Consider the following 13432-nt stretch of genomic DNA (forward strand, 5'->3'; position numbering starts at 1 on the left):
AGCAGCCCGTCGGGGTCGAAGGTCTTCTTGAACGCGGCGAACGCGGCGATCATGCGGTGGCTGTACATGACCTGGAGCAGTTCACTGCGGGCGCGTCCGTCACCGTGCTCACCGGAGAGCGTGCCGCCGTGCTCGACGACCAGGGCGGCGGCCTCGGTGAGGAAGCGGCGCATGACCGCCTGCCCGGCCTGGGTCGCCAGGTCGAAGTCGATCCGCACATGCACACACCCCGCGCCGAAATGCCCGTACAGCACACCGGTCAGCTCGTGCGAGGCCAGCAGCTTGCGGAAGTCACGCAGGTAGGCGGCCAGGTTCTCGGGCGCGACGGCCGCGTCCTCCCAGCCGGGCCAGGACTCCCCGCCGTCGACCAGCCGGGCGGCCAGCCCGGCCCCGTCCTCACGCACCCGCCACAACGACCGCCGCTCCGCGGGGCTGTCCACGACCCGCCCGCCGGTCAGCCGCCCCCGGGCCTTGAGCACCTGCAGCAGCTCAGCGGCGCGGGCGTTCACCGCCGCCTGATCATCACCTTCCAGCTCCACATACAGCCAGGCCCGCCCCTCGGGCAGACCGGTCACCGAATCCGCACCCCTGCGGGCACGCATGGTGGCGACGATCGCCTCGTCCATGCCCTCGACCGCGCTGGGTGACCAGCGCAGGATCTCCGGCACGTCCTCGGCCGCCTCGACCACATCGTCGTAGCCGAGCGTGAGCAGGGTGGATGCCTGTGCGGTCGCCACCAGGCGGACCGTCGCCGCGGTGACGACCGCACAGGAGCCCTCGGTGCCCACCAGGGCACGCACCGGATCGAACCCGTTCTCCGGCAGCAGGTGGTGCAGCTGGAAGCCGGAGACCTGACGCGGGATCCGGCCCAGCTCGGTCCGGATCAGCGCCAGGTTGTCCGCGACCAGCCGCCTGAGGTCGGATTCGAGCCGGGCGACGCGCCGCACAGCCTCGGCGTCGCCCGGCTCGGCGGCACGCAGCCCGGCGTGGTCGGCGACGGCCCGCACGCCGTCCGCCGTCACGAACTCCAGGGCCTCGACATGCCCGCTGGTCCGCCCGTCGCGCACCGACCGGTTGCCGCACGCATCATTACCGATCATGCCGCCGAGGGTGCAGCGGCTGTGCGAGGACGGATCCGGTCCGAAATCCAGCCCGTGCAGGGCGGTCGCACTCCGCAGCGCATCCAGGACCACACCGGCCTCCACGCGCGCGGTACGCGCCTCGACGTCGATGTCCAGGATCCGGTTCATGTACCGGGAGAAGTCCAGCACCACCCCCGGCCCGACCGCGTTACCGGCCATGCTCGTGCCGCCACCCCGGGCCGTCACCGGCACACCCGCCTCCCGGCAGGCCCGCACCACCGCGACCACGTCGTCGGCACTGCGCGGGAAGACCACCGCCCGCGGCGGCACGCGGTAGTTGGAAGCGTCGTAGGCGTAGGAGCCGGTGGCCCCCGGGCCCGTCTCCACCCGCAGACCGGGCGCCAGCTCGGCGAGACGTGCGACAAGGGATCTCAAGGGGGCTCTCATCGGTCCACCACCCATGCTCTCAGCGTCTGTCCGACGCCTACTTGATGACGTCCATGAACTTGTAGAAGCCGCCTGCGAAGGGCAGGAACCAGGGCGGGCCGAAGTGGCCCGGGATCCGCTTGAAGGGCAGGTCGCTCCACGGGTTGGCGCCCTGGGACCCGTTCATGTACTCGGCCATCTGCTTGCCCATGTGCGTCGCCATCTGGACGCCGTGGCCGGAGTAGCCGAGCGAGTAGAACAGCCCGTCCTGTTCGCCGGCGTGCACCATCCGGTCCATGCTCATGTCGACCAGGCCGCCCCAGCAGTAGTCGACGCGGGTCTTCGCGAGCTGCGGGAAGACCTCGGTCATCGCCTTGTGCAGGATGCGCCCGCTCTTCGCGTCCGACTGCTGGTTGGACCCGGCGAACCGGGCGCGGCCACCGAACAGCAGCCGGTGGTCCGGAGTGATCCGGAAGTAGTTGAGCAGGTTCAGGGACGTCGATGCCATCCGCCGGTTCGGCAGGAGCATGTCGCAGACGTCCTGGCCCAGCGGTTCCGTCACGATGATGAAGCTGCCGACGGGCGCGATCCTGACCTGGTGCCATCGGAACGGCCTGCTGGTGTAGCCGCTGGTGGCTACGAGCACCTGGTCGGCCTCGACGGTGCCGCGCGGAGTGACCAGCTTGTGCTTCGTGCCGCCCAGCCTGTCGATCTTCTCGACCGGTGCCTTCTCGTGGATGGTGACGCCCAGCCGCGCGGCCGCCTCGGCGAGGCCCTTGGTGAACTTGCCGACGTGCAGCCCCGCGCTCCTCGCGTCGACCATGCCGCCGTGGTAGCAGTCGGAGCCGACCTCGGTGTGGAGTTCGCTCCTGGGGATCAGGCGGGTCTCGATCCCGAGCTTGCCGGACATGATCTCGTGAGTCTTGCGCAGGCCGTCGAAGTGGGCCGGCTTCGAGGCCAGGTTCAGCTTGCCCGTGCGAGCGAAGTCGCAGTCGATGTTCTCTTCCTTGACGAGGTTCTCGATGGTGTCGACCGCGTCGTGGTAGGCCAGCAGGTACGCCTTCGCCGTGTCGAACCCGTAGCGGGAGATCGCGGAGCGGAAGCCGATCGACATGCCCAAGGTGGCCATGCCGCCGTTACGGCCCGATGCTCCGAACCCGACCGTGTCCTTCTCGAAGACGTGTACGTTCGCGCCCTTTCGCGCCAGGTGCAGTGCCGCCGAGAGGCCGGTCAGGCCGGCGCCGATGATCGCCACGTCGACGCGCCCGCCGATGTGCGTCCTCGACCGGTCCGGACCTTGGGGAGCGGTGTCGAGCCAATAGGGGGTGAACTTCATATCGCTGCTCTCTCCTGCCAGTGCCGAGGCCGCTCGGGTGTCGGAAGCTGCTCGCTGCTGCGCCCAGACCCTACCACTATTAGTTCCAGTTCCAGTCTGAAACAAGAAACTGAAGGTGTGATCGGAGAGGCGAGTGCGGGGCGGCGTGCTCTGGACGTGGCGAGCCTGTGGGGATCCGGAGGCTGTGGATCCGTATGTAGCGGCTCAATGTAGACGTCGAGTGGGCGGGCGACCAGCGTCTTGTGCAGAGGAGATGCCTCGTGCGCGCAGTCGCGCATGGACGGAAAGGCGCTGATCGCGAGTGGTACGCTCGCCGACAGGCGGTCAAGTCGCCCTCGCGTAGGGGTGATCAGTCCTGCGACGTCATTACGTCGCGACGGCTGACCGCACAGGGGTCCACCGTCTGATTGATGCTCGCTGCCGACAGTCAGTTGGTCATCGACCCCCAGCCTCCCAGCCTGCGCCGCAGTGCGGCGATCCTGCCTGGAGTGCTTCGGGGACCCTTCGGAGTGCATGACAAATGAGCCGAGAACCGTCCGGCACAGCAGGAGACAGGGGCAAGGGCCATGACGGCCCCCTTCAGGACGCGCATGCGACGACACCGAACCTTCGCGAACAGCCTCGCGTCACCCCGGCGAAGCCCACGATCATCACGCCGAGGCCGGTCCCGGCGAGAGCGGCGTACGGGGCTCGCTATGGTCATCACGTGACCTCTAACCCCACCCCCCGCGACTACAACAAGGCGTCGGTCCTCGACGTGGTGCTCTCCCATGCGCCGCTGACCCGGAACCAGCTCATCGAGCTGACGGGCCTGAGCAAGGCCACGGTGTCCAGAGCGGTGGAGGAGCTCCGGGCCGACGGCTTCGTCGTCGACGGTGGAATGGACGAGGTCTCCGGCCGCGGCCGCCGGTCCACCTATCTCGACCTGCCCGGCGCGGCCGGGCATGTCGTCGGCGTCAGCTTCGGCGCGCAGACCACCGGTGTGCTGGTGACCGACCTCAGGGGCCGCGAGGTGCAGAACCTGGCCGTTCCCACCGCCGAGCACCAGGAGGTCGGGGACGCCGCACGATGGCTGGTCGATCTGATCGCCCAGGCCGCCGAATCCGCGCAGGGCCCTCTGCGCCAGATCGTCGCCGCGGTGCCCGGCCGGGTCCGCAACGGCAGGGAGATCTTCGGCCCCGCGGAGTCGATGAAGATCTTCGCGGGCTCCGACCTCCACCGGGCCATCGAGGACCTGGTCGACGCCCCGGTGCTCCTCGACAGCGATGCCAATGCGGCCCTGCTCGGGATCCTCACCAACGACGCCAGCATCAGGAACGCCGCGCTCTTCAACGTGAGCACCATACTGAACTTCGCCAGTTGCACCGATCACGAGCTTGCCCGGGGGAGTACGCCCACCTTCGGCGACATCGGTGTGCTGTCTTCCGGGGCCGGAAACGAGATCCTCGACGAGCTGCTGAGCACCAGGGGCCTTCTCCGGTTCGCGCGTGAACGCGGGCTCGACCTCGAACGCGTCGAGGACCTCTGGCTCGAGCCGCACCCCGCGGCTCCGCGTGCCGACGTGCTCGAGGCGTTCACCACGGCGATCGTGACCGCTGTCAGCGTTGTCGCCGTGACGCTGGACCCGGAGTCGGTCTACTTCGTGGGCCGGCTGCGTCCGCTCGTCGACGAAGTGCTTGACGAGGTGCGCGGCCGGCTCGACCGGAGCCTGCCGGCCGCCCCCGAGATCAGGCCGGTGCAGCATCTGATCGGTCTGTCGACGGCACAGGGAGCGGTGTACGCCTGCCTGACGCTGGCTCAGGAACGGCTGAGGGACGCCGTGCTCGGAGCGCGGCACCAGAGCCGGCCCGCCGAGCAGGCGGAACCCGCCTTCTGAGCCGGACCGAAGGCGACGCACACCACCGCGCACCGGAGGGCTCGTCGGCCCTACCGAGGCAGCTCCACGGAGAGGTGCGAGGACAGCGCACGGAGGAAGTCGGCCGCGTCGAAGATCTCGCCGGCGGAGGCGACGCCGACCGTGCGGGTCTGTCCGGTGAGGATGCGGTGCACCGCCTCCACCGCGAGCGGCGCCGTGACGGCGTAGATGTCCTGCCCCCTCGCCACAGCGCGCCGCTCGGTGCCGCCGGAGCGCACGACGACGTCGACGAGGAAGGTCTGTGCGGACCGCCCGTGCTCGTCGACGGCGGCCGGCGTCGGCGTGTCGGGGGCCGACACGTCCCGGGCGGCCTCGGCCGTCATGTAGGTGCGGACGTCGGGAACGGGCAAGTGGCTCGGGATGGTGACGACATCGGCCATCGTGAACTCCCCGATGACCGCACGAGAGCCCAGCGGCTCGGGAAAGGGCCACTGTTGCGTCGTCGCCTCGTCCCGGCGGTAGTCCAGCCGCCCGTTCCGGTACACGACGCGCGCACCGTCCCGCCGCTGCCGGGAGACCGCGCCCGCGGCCCGGGTCCCGTCCGTGGGCTGCCAGCCGCTCAGCGCGTAGGCGACGTGTGCCTCGTCGGCCGCGGTCCAGTCGCCCATCGCCGCGGTGGCCAGCAGGTCACCGAGTCCGCCGAAGAAGGCCATCGCCGGGACGATCACCGCCCCTGCGGCGCGGGCGCGGTCCGCGAAGTGCGCGAACGTGTCCGCGTTCGCCTCGATCTCGGCTGCCACGTCGACATACGGGACGCCGGCACGCAGAGCCGCCTCGATCACAGGAGCGGCCGTCGTGGCGAACGGCCCGGCACAGTTGACCACCGCCGCTGCCCCGGCCAGCGCGCGGTCGAGCGCGTCCGGATCGTCGACCGACGCCGGCCGGACCTCGAGCCCGGAGTGCGACGCCGCCAAATTCTTCAGCTTGATCTCGTCGCGGCCGGAGAGAACCGGGACGAACCCGCGCCCCAGCAGCTCCGCCACCACGAACCGCCCGGTGTGCCCGTACGCGCCGAACACCGTCACCGTCTGACCCGGTCCCATGAGCTCTCCCCTGTGCTCGAATGATCCAACTGCGGCCATCCTGACGGCGGGGAGCCCCCGACCGTGAGTGTCCGGAACGACACGCCGCATACAATTACGGACATGACCACCGTCGCGCTCGCCGCCACCGACGGGATGCTGCACTTCGAACTGTCCCTGGCGCACGAGGTGTTCGCCGCCGCCCCGGCCGGGGTGACAGTCCCCTGGTACGACCTCACCGTCTGCGGACCGGCCGCCGTCCGGGTCGGCAGGTTCCGGCTGGAGCCCGACGCCGGACTCGACCGGCTCCGGCACGCCGGCACCGTGATCGTCCCCGGCTGGGCCGACATCGACGAGGACCCGCCCGCCGACCTGGTCGACGCGGTGCGCGAGGCACACGAGGCGGGCGCACGCGTGGTCTCCTTGTGCACGGGCGCCTTCGTACTGGCCGCGGCAGGGCTTCTCGACGGGCGGCGCGCCACCACGCACTGGGCGCACACCGAGGCTCTGGCCGACCGCCACCCCCGGGTGGAGGTCGACCCGGACGTGCTCTACGTGGACAACGGCAGCGTGCTCACCTCCGCCGGCAAGGCCGCCGCGCTGGATCTGTGCCTGCACCTCGTCCGCCTCGACCTGGGCTCGTCGGTCGCCAACGCCGTCGCCCGCCGCCTGGTCGTACCACCGCACCGGGCAGGCGGACAGGCCCAGTTCGTCACCACCCCGGTCCCCGACCGGGACGACCACCCGCTCGCCGCGCTGCTTCCGTGGATCATCGAACGGCTCGACCAGCCGCTGACCGTGGAGGACCTGGCCCGCCGCGCGGGGATGAGCTCCCGTCACCTGGGCCGCCACTTCAGAGCGGTGACCGGCACGACCCCTCTGCAGTGGCTGCTGACCCAGCGGATCCGTCACGCCCAGGAACTGCTGGAGAAGACCGACGACAGCGTCGACGCCGTCGCGGCGGCCACCGGCATGGGGACCGCCACGACGCTGCGCCGTCACTTCAACCGCACGGTCGGCGTGCCCCCGGACGCGTACCGCAGGACGTTCCGCTCGCGGACGCGCTGATCCCGGAGGAAACTACGCCTGGTCGGCGCCGTGCAGGGCGGCGAACACCCCCTGGGCACGGGTGCCGTCCGGCGTCTGCCAGGAGCCGGTGACATGGCCGATCGCCCCCTGCGGAGGGACGAACAAGCCGTCCGGAGCGGGCTGCAGGACCCTGTGCAAGCGGAGGGTCGTGCCCTGCGGCGTGGTCAGTGCGGTGCCCTCCTGATCGTCGGCGGTGGTGAAGTCCGTGAAGAGGGAGACGTCACCAGTACCGGAGGCGACCACCTCTCGGTCGGGGACGTCGCTGTGGTTCTGGTCCTGGGCCTGCACCCGCCCCTGGATCAGAGCCACCAACTGGTCGACCAGCACGGCGTCGTGACAGCCGTCATAGGCCCAGCGCCGCCCCAGCACGCCGTGCTCCATCGTGCCGACGAGGGCGTGCTCCGCCCCTTCGAGAGGGGCACCGCGATAGGTGAGAGGCACCAGATACGTGGTCGGCTGAGGGCCGCAGGTGTCGGTGACCACGATGAACTCGATCCCCACCTCGCCCCGCGGATCGTCGAGCCGGAAGCCGCCGGCCTTGGCCGGCTCGGGTTCCGCGGCGCCACCGCGGTACCACGGACGGGAGGGCAGCCAGGAAGTGAGCAGTTCCAGCTTGGTCGGCGTAAGGGTGGTGTTGTGGATGACGGCCATGCCGAAGATTCCCTTCCATTGCGTCCGTGCGGGCGATCACACTGTCGCATCCGCGCGTCGCCTGGCAGAGCGCTCGGGGCGGGTGTCCGGCGCGTAGTTTTGGATCCCCGAACGCCATGAGGAGGAGAGGGCCATGACCATGCCGGTGGGCAGGGTGGTCTGCGACATCACGATCTCGGCCGACGGGTACGCGGCCGGACTCGACCAGACCGAGCAACGCCCGTTCGGAGACGACGGCGGTGACGGCTCGGGCGCCGGGCTGCACGCCTGGATGTTCGAGACACCCGATGAGAACCGGGCCGAGATCGACCGGCTGAACACGGCCGGTGCGTTCATCATGGGGCGCAACATGTTCGGCCCGGTGCGCGGCGAGTGGGATCGGCCGTGGAACGGCTGGTGGGGTGGCGATCCGCCGTTCCACGCGCCGGTGTTCGTGCTCACCCACCACGCGCGCGAGCCGCAGCCGATGGACGGCGGCACCACGTACCACTTCGTCACCGACGGTATCGCGTCGGCCCTGGCCCAGGCACGTGCGGCGGCCGGCGACGACGACGTCACCGTCCTCGGCGGTGCGACCACCCTCAACCAGTACCTCGCCGCCGGTCTGATCGACGAGCTGCGCCTGCACATCGTGCCGCTCACGCTCGGCGCCGGCACGCGGCTGTTCGAGGGCGTCCCGCCGCTGAGACTGGAGCAGGTGACGTCGCGGGCGGCGAGCCGGGTCACGCACCTGACCTACCGCGTGCTGCCCTGAGGGCCCGGAAGGCCCGAGAAGATCACTCCCGGATGTGACGGTGCCTCGTTCAGCACCCACAGGCCGATCAACGTGGCCAGCGCGAACACGACGGTGATGAGAACGGCGAGGACGAGGCGGCGACGGCGTTCGCGGCGCAGCCACTCGCCGCGGGCCGTGCGGTAGGCGTCCGGCGCGGCCCGCACCCCGTCGGCGAGGGCGGCCAGGGCCTCGGTCAGCTCCCGCTCCGTGCGGTCCGGGTCGGTGTGGTTCATCGCCGGGCCTCCATCACCTGGGTCAGCGCGGCGAGGCCGCGGGCGGTGTGCGTCTTCACCGAACCGGAGGAGATGCCCATCGCGGCCGCGATCTCGCCCTCCTTCAGTCCGAGCCAGTGCCGCAGCACGAGCGCCTCGCGCTGCCGGGCCGGCAGTTGCTGCAACGCGTCGATCAGGACACGCTGGTCGTCGCGGAGCAGCGCCGCGCTCTCGGCGGACACGACGGTCTCCTCGGGCGGGTTCTCCACGTGCTTGCGGGCGACCTGCAGATGGCGGATCCGCATCCGGGTCAGATTGCACACCGTGGAGCGCAGATACGCCTCCGCTGCCTCGGTGTCCCTCAGACGCCGCCACTTCCGGTAGATCTGGTAGTACGCCTCGGCCACCACGTTCTCCGGGTCGTCCGCGCCCAGCAGCACGGCCAGGCGCAGCATCGAGGCGTAGTGCAGCGCGAAGAGCCGGGCCAGTCCGGCCTCGCGCTCCAGCTCCGCCGGGTCGGCAGGCGCGGGCGTCAGTGCCTCGACGTGCGGCTCCGGCACCGGTATCGGGTGTCTGCGTCTCACGGCTGGTTCGCTCCCGTCTCCGGGCGCCGCCTGACGGTCAGGCGGGACGGCAGATCGGTCAGGTCGGCGCCGCGCGGGACACCGACACGTTCGAGTACGGCGGTGCCGGCCACCGCGACGGTCAGGTTGAGCAGGAGGGCGGCGAGCCCGGCGTAGACCTCGAGCGGCCCGAAACCGAGGCGCACGATGGAGGAGAACCCCTCGCGCACGACCAGGAAGGTCCCGGCCACCATGCCCACGCCCCACCCGGCGAGCAGGGCCCGAGGATGCAGCCGCCCGGTGAACAGGCCGACGGCGACGGCCGGGAAGATCTGCAGGATCCAGACCCCGCCGAGCAGCTGGAGGTTGATCGCGTCCTGGTCCCGCAGCCCGAAGACGAACGCGACCGCCCCCGCCTTCGCGATGAGGGAGACGGCCTTGGCGATGCGGACCTGCCGTTTGGGCGTGGCCGTCGGATGCACGTACTCGACGTACACATTGCGCACAAAACTCGTGGCGGCCGCGATCGACATCACCGCCGCCGGGACCAGCGCTCCGACGGTGATCGCGCCGAACACCAGCCCGGCCAGCGGCCCCGGCATCAGCCGGTCGACCAGCATCGGCACGGCCGCCTCGGCCCCGCCCTCGGGCGCCCGCACCCCGGCCGCGAGCGCCGCGAAGCCGAGGACCCCGAAGAGCGCGAGCAGCCCCGTCCAGGCGGGCAGCGCCACCGAGACCTTGCGCAGGGTGCGTGGCCCGTCGGCGGCGAACCCCGCGGTCAGCACGTGCGGGTACATCAGCAGGGCGAGCGCGGAGCCCAGCGCGAGGGTGGCGTAGGCGGGCTGCTGGTCCGGGGTCAGCGCCAGCGCGTGGCCGCCGAGCCGCCGGGCCGCTCCGTCGAAGACGGCACCCGGCCCGCCGAGCCGCTCCAGGACCAGCCAGGTGACCGCGGTGAGCGACACGAAGACGGCCACCGCCTTCAGCGCCGAGATGACCGTGGGCGCCCGCAGCCCGTGCCGGTACGTGGCCACGGCGAGCCCCGCGAACAGCGCCACCATCACCAGGTCCCCGGCCGCACCGCGCGGGTACACCCCGCCGGCCGTCAGCACGGCCCGGATGCCGAGCAGCTGGAGCGCCAGGTACGGCATGGTCGCGAGGATCCCGGTCAGCGCGACGACCAGGGCGAGGGGTGGTGACCCGTATCGTCCGCGCACGAAGTCGGCGACGGTGACATAGCCATGGGCGCGGGCCACGGTCCACAGGCGGCCGAGCAGCACGAAGGCGAGGGGGCAGACGATCACCGTGTACGGCACGGCGAAGAAGGCCGCCGCGCCGCTGCCGTACGCCAGACCCGGCACGGCGGTGAAGGTGTACGCGGTGAAGATCGTGCCGCCCAGCAGGAACCAGGTCCACACCGGGCCCAGGCTGCGGTCGGCCAGCGCCCAGCCCTCCAGGGACGGCAGCCGGTCACTGGGCCGCAGGCGCCGCGCGGTGACGGCGAGCAGCGACGCTCCGCCGATCACGGCGAGGAACGTCGCGGTCATGGTGCCGTCGGCCATGGGTCACCGTCCTTGGTGTGCCTGATCCCTCGCGCAAGAGTTGCGCGGGTGGCCCGAAAGGAGGACACGGAACCGGCGGGAAACTTTCTGGAAATTCGCTGTCAACCGGTTCCGGCGGGTGGGCAACTCTTGCACAGACCGGCAGCGAACGGGAGAGCCGCTGTCGCTGATCTCCAGCCACCTCGTGTCACGAGGTGTCCCGCACCCGCCCCGATGAGGAGCCGCCATGCCTGCGTCCACCCTGCCCGAAACCGACCTCCCCGCACCTGAGAAGTCACGTATGTCACTCCGGTCCGTCCTCCTGTGGACCGGTGTCGCCCTGCTCGGTGCCGTCGCCTGGGGCGTCCTCGCGCTGGCCCGGGGCGAGAAGATCTCTGCGGTCTGGCTCGTGGTCGCCGCGCTCGGTTCGTACGCCATCGCCTACCGCTTCTACGCACGGTTCGTCGCCCGCCGGGTGCTCCGACCGGACGACGGTCGGGCCACGCCCGCAGAACGTCTGGAGGACGGCGTCGACTTCCAGCCGACCGATCGCCGGGTGCTGCTCGGCCACCACTTCGCCGCCATCGCCGGCGCCGGGCCACTGGTGGGACCGGTACTCGCGGCACAGATGGGCTACCTGCCCGGCACCCTGTGGATCGTGGCCGGTGTCATCTTCGCCGGAGCGGTGCAGGACATGGTGGTGCTGTTCCTGTCGATGCGCCGGGACGGAAAGTCGCTCGGGCAGATGGCCCGCGACGAGATCGGCCGCGCGGGTGGGGCGGCGGCCCTGATCGCGGTCTTCGCCATCATGATCATCCTGCTGGGTGTGCTCGCGTTGGTGGTGGTGAACGCGCTGGCCCACTCCCCGTGGGGCACGTTCTCCGTCGCGATGACGGTGCCCATCGCCCTCTTCATGGGCTTCTGGATGCACCGGATCCGTCCCGGCCGGGTCGTCGAGACCAGCCTGATCGGCGTGGCGCTGCTGCTCCTGGCGATCGTCGGCGGCAGCTGGGTGCAGAACTCCTCCCTGGCCGGCACCTTCACCCTCAGCCCCACCACCCTCGTCTTCTGCCTGATCGGCTACGGCTTCGTCGCCTCCGTGCTGCCGGTGTGGATGCTGCTGGCTCCGCGCGATTACCTCTCCACCTTCATGAAGATCGGCACGATCGCACTGCTCGCGGTCGGGGTGATCGTGGCCGCGCCCGTGCTCAGGGCGGACGCGGTGAGCGACTTCGCGACGTCGGGAGCGGGCCCGGTCTTCGCGGGGTCGCTGTTCCCCTTCCTCTTCATCACGATCGCCTGCGGCGCGCTGTCCGGCTTCCACGCCCTGGTCTCCTCCGGAACGACCCCGAAGCTGATCCAGAAGGAGTCCCAGGTCCGGCTGATCGGCTATGGCGCCATGCTGATGGAGTCGTTCGTCGCGATCATGGCGCTGATCGCGGCGGCGACCCTGGAGCCGGGCCTGTACTACGCGATGAACGCACCGGCGGGTCTGCTCGGCGCGACCGCCGAGTCCGCTTCCCACGCGGTGGCGGGCCTGGGCTTCACCATCACCCCCGACCAGCTCACCCAGGCCGCGAAGGCGGTCGAGGAGCAGACCCTGATCGCCCGCTCCGGCGGCGCCCCGACCTTGGCGGTCGGCATGTCGGAGATCTTCTCCGGAGTCTTCGGCGGATCGGCCATGAAGGCCTTCTGGTATCACTTCGCGATCATGTTCGAGGCGCTGTTCATCCTGACCACGGTGGACGCCGGCACCCGGGTCGGACGCTTCATGCTCCAGGACATGCTCGGCAACGTCTTCAAGCCGCTCGGCCGGGTCAACTGGAAGCCCGGCATCTGGCTGTGCAGCGGCCTGGTCGTCGCCGCCTGGGGCTACTTCCTCCACACCGGCGCCACCGACCCGCTCGGCGGAATCAACCAGCTCTTCCCGCTCTTCGGCATCGCCAACCAGTTGCTCGCCGCCATCGCCCTCGCCGTCTGCACCACCGTCCTCATCAAGTCCGGGCGGCTGCGCTGGGCCTGGGTCACGGGCGTTCCCCTGGCCTGGGTCACCGCGATCACCTTCACCGCCGGCTGGCAGAAGATCTTCTCCGCCGACCCGAAGATCGGCTTCTTCGCCCAACGGGCCCACTACGCCGACGCCCTGGACGCCGGTCAGATCCTCGCCCCCGCCAAGACGACCGCCGACATGCACACCGTGGTCACCAACTCCACCGTCGACGGCGTCCTCATCGCCCTCTTCCTGCTCCTGGTCGCCGTGGTGATCGGCAACGCGGCGGTGGTCTGCGTGCGGGCGATACGGTCCGCGACGCCCCTGCCGACCACCGAGGCCCCGTACGTCGAGTCCCGCATCGACGCACCCGGCCGGACCGTCGAACCCCTGGCCGGAGCCCGCTCGTGAGGATCCGGCGCTGGGCACGGGCCGTGCGCTGGTACCTGCGCGAGCTGACCGGAGAGGCCGAGTACGACCGCCACTGCGCACGGCACCGGCGCCACCACCCGCTCGCCCCGGTGCCGACCCGCCGCGAATACCAGGTGCTCCGCACCCGGCACCAGGAGACGAGCACGCACAGCCGCTGCTGTTGAACGTCGCCAGCGCCCGGGAAGGGCCGGCAGACCTTCCGTGTACTGGGCACGCCCGTATCCGAAGGACCGGTCCGGCGTCGAGGGCGATGACATGGGCCGCGTCGTGCTCGGTGATGACCTGGAACCTGGCCCGCTCGGGAATCACCAGCACGTCCACGATCGCTCGGTGCGTCGCGTCGGCGCACCGGCCCGACGCTCCCGCCGCTCCAGGAAGCCTGGGCCGACCCTCGTCAACCG

At 70.8% G+C, this 13432-nt stretch carries 12 protein-coding genes; 5 read left to right on the top strand and 7 right to left on the bottom strand.

Annotation, left to right across the window (positions count from 1 at the left end):
• Both ACIRDU_RS18605 and ACIRDU_RS18610 read right to left on the bottom strand, forming a co-directional pair.
• Nucleotides 1-1517: FAD-binding oxidoreductase (locus ACIRDU_RS18605; RefSeq protein ID WP_403580651.1), on the bottom strand; the 1517-nt coding region annotated here is incomplete at its 3' end.
• Nucleotides 1518-1566: 49 nt separating this feature from the next.
• Entirely contained in the window at nucleotides 1567-2844 is a 1278-nt protein-coding gene (locus tag ACIRDU_RS18610) for an NAD(P)/FAD-dependent oxidoreductase (RefSeq protein WP_403580654.1), read from the bottom strand.
• 706 nt (nucleotides 2845-3550) lie between these two features.
• Here ACIRDU_RS18610 and ACIRDU_RS18615 point away from each other — a divergent pair.
• On the top strand, nucleotides 3551-4720 hold the full coding sequence (locus ACIRDU_RS18615) for an ROK family transcriptional regulator (RefSeq protein WP_403580656.1): 1170 nt from the start codon (nucleotides 3551-3553) through the stop codon (nucleotides 4718-4720).
• A 50-nt stretch (nucleotides 4721-4770) separates the two neighbouring features.
• Here ACIRDU_RS18615 and ACIRDU_RS18620 read toward each other — a convergent pair whose 3' ends face one another.
• The gene (locus ACIRDU_RS18620) at nucleotides 4771-5802 is read right to left on the bottom strand and encodes a saccharopine dehydrogenase family protein (RefSeq protein WP_403580659.1); all 1032 of its coding nucleotides are present in this window, start codon (nucleotides 5800-5802) and stop codon (nucleotides 4771-4773) included.
• A 102-nt stretch (nucleotides 5803-5904) separates the two neighbouring features.
• Between ACIRDU_RS18620 and ACIRDU_RS18625 the strand changes: the two genes are divergently transcribed.
• Nucleotides 5905-6849, top strand: a complete 945-nt coding sequence (locus ACIRDU_RS18625; protein ID WP_403580662.1) for a helix-turn-helix domain-containing protein — start codon at nucleotides 5905-5907, stop codon at nucleotides 6847-6849.
• Nucleotides 6850-6861: 12 nt separating this feature from the next.
• Here the strand turns inward: ACIRDU_RS18625 and ACIRDU_RS18630 are convergent, their stop codons facing one another.
• Nucleotides 6862-7521 (bottom strand): 1,4-alpha-glucan branching protein, encoded by a 660-nt coding sequence (locus tag ACIRDU_RS18630; RefSeq protein ID WP_403580665.1) that lies wholly within the window; start codon nucleotides 7519-7521, stop codon nucleotides 6862-6864.
• Between the two features lie 133 nt (nucleotides 7522-7654).
• Between ACIRDU_RS18630 and ACIRDU_RS18635 the strand changes: the two genes are divergently transcribed.
• Nucleotides 7655-8275, top strand: coding sequence for a dihydrofolate reductase family protein (locus tag ACIRDU_RS18635; protein ID WP_403580668.1), 621 nt, complete (start codon nucleotides 7655-7657; stop codon nucleotides 8273-8275).
• Here ACIRDU_RS18635 and ACIRDU_RS18640 read toward each other — a convergent pair.
• The 3 genes from ACIRDU_RS18640 to ACIRDU_RS18650 are packed head-to-tail and all read right to left on the bottom strand — an operon-like array spanning nucleotide 8257 to nucleotide 10630.
• Nucleotides 8257-8529 carry a hypothetical protein gene (locus tag ACIRDU_RS18640; RefSeq protein WP_403580671.1) on the bottom strand — a complete coding sequence of 91 codons (273 nt, stop codon included), beginning with the start codon at nucleotides 8527-8529 and terminating at the stop codon, nucleotides 8257-8259. The genes ACIRDU_RS18635 and ACIRDU_RS18640 overlap by 19 nt on opposite strands.
• Nucleotides 8526-9092 (bottom strand): sigma-70 family RNA polymerase sigma factor, encoded by a 567-nt coding sequence (locus ACIRDU_RS18645; protein ID WP_403580674.1) that lies wholly within the window; start codon nucleotides 9090-9092, stop codon nucleotides 8526-8528. The genes ACIRDU_RS18640 and ACIRDU_RS18645 overlap by 4 nt, the downstream gene beginning before the upstream one ends.
• Entirely contained in the window at nucleotides 9089-10630 is a 1542-nt protein-coding gene (locus ACIRDU_RS18650) for a sodium:solute symporter (protein WP_403580677.1), read from the bottom strand. The genes ACIRDU_RS18645 and ACIRDU_RS18650 overlap by 4 nt, the downstream gene beginning before the upstream one ends.
• Nucleotides 10631-10856: 226 nt before the next feature.
• Between ACIRDU_RS18650 and ACIRDU_RS18655 the strand changes: the two genes are divergently transcribed.
• On the top strand, nucleotides 10857-13010 hold the full coding sequence (locus ACIRDU_RS18655; protein WP_403580680.1) for a carbon starvation CstA family protein: 2154 nt from the start codon (nucleotides 10857-10859) through the stop codon (nucleotides 13008-13010).
• Nucleotides 13007-13195, top strand: coding sequence for a YbdD/YjiX family protein (locus ACIRDU_RS18660; protein WP_403580683.1), 189 nt, complete (start codon nucleotides 13007-13009; stop codon nucleotides 13193-13195). The genes ACIRDU_RS18655 and ACIRDU_RS18660 overlap by 4 nt, the downstream gene beginning before the upstream one ends.
• Nucleotides 13196-13432: the final 237 nt, after the last annotated feature.

This window comes from Streptomyces sp. NPDC093598 (assembly GCF_044764825.1).
In the GTDB taxonomy this organism is placed as follows: domain Bacteria; phylum Actinomycetota; class Actinomycetes; order Streptomycetales; family Streptomycetaceae; genus Streptomyces.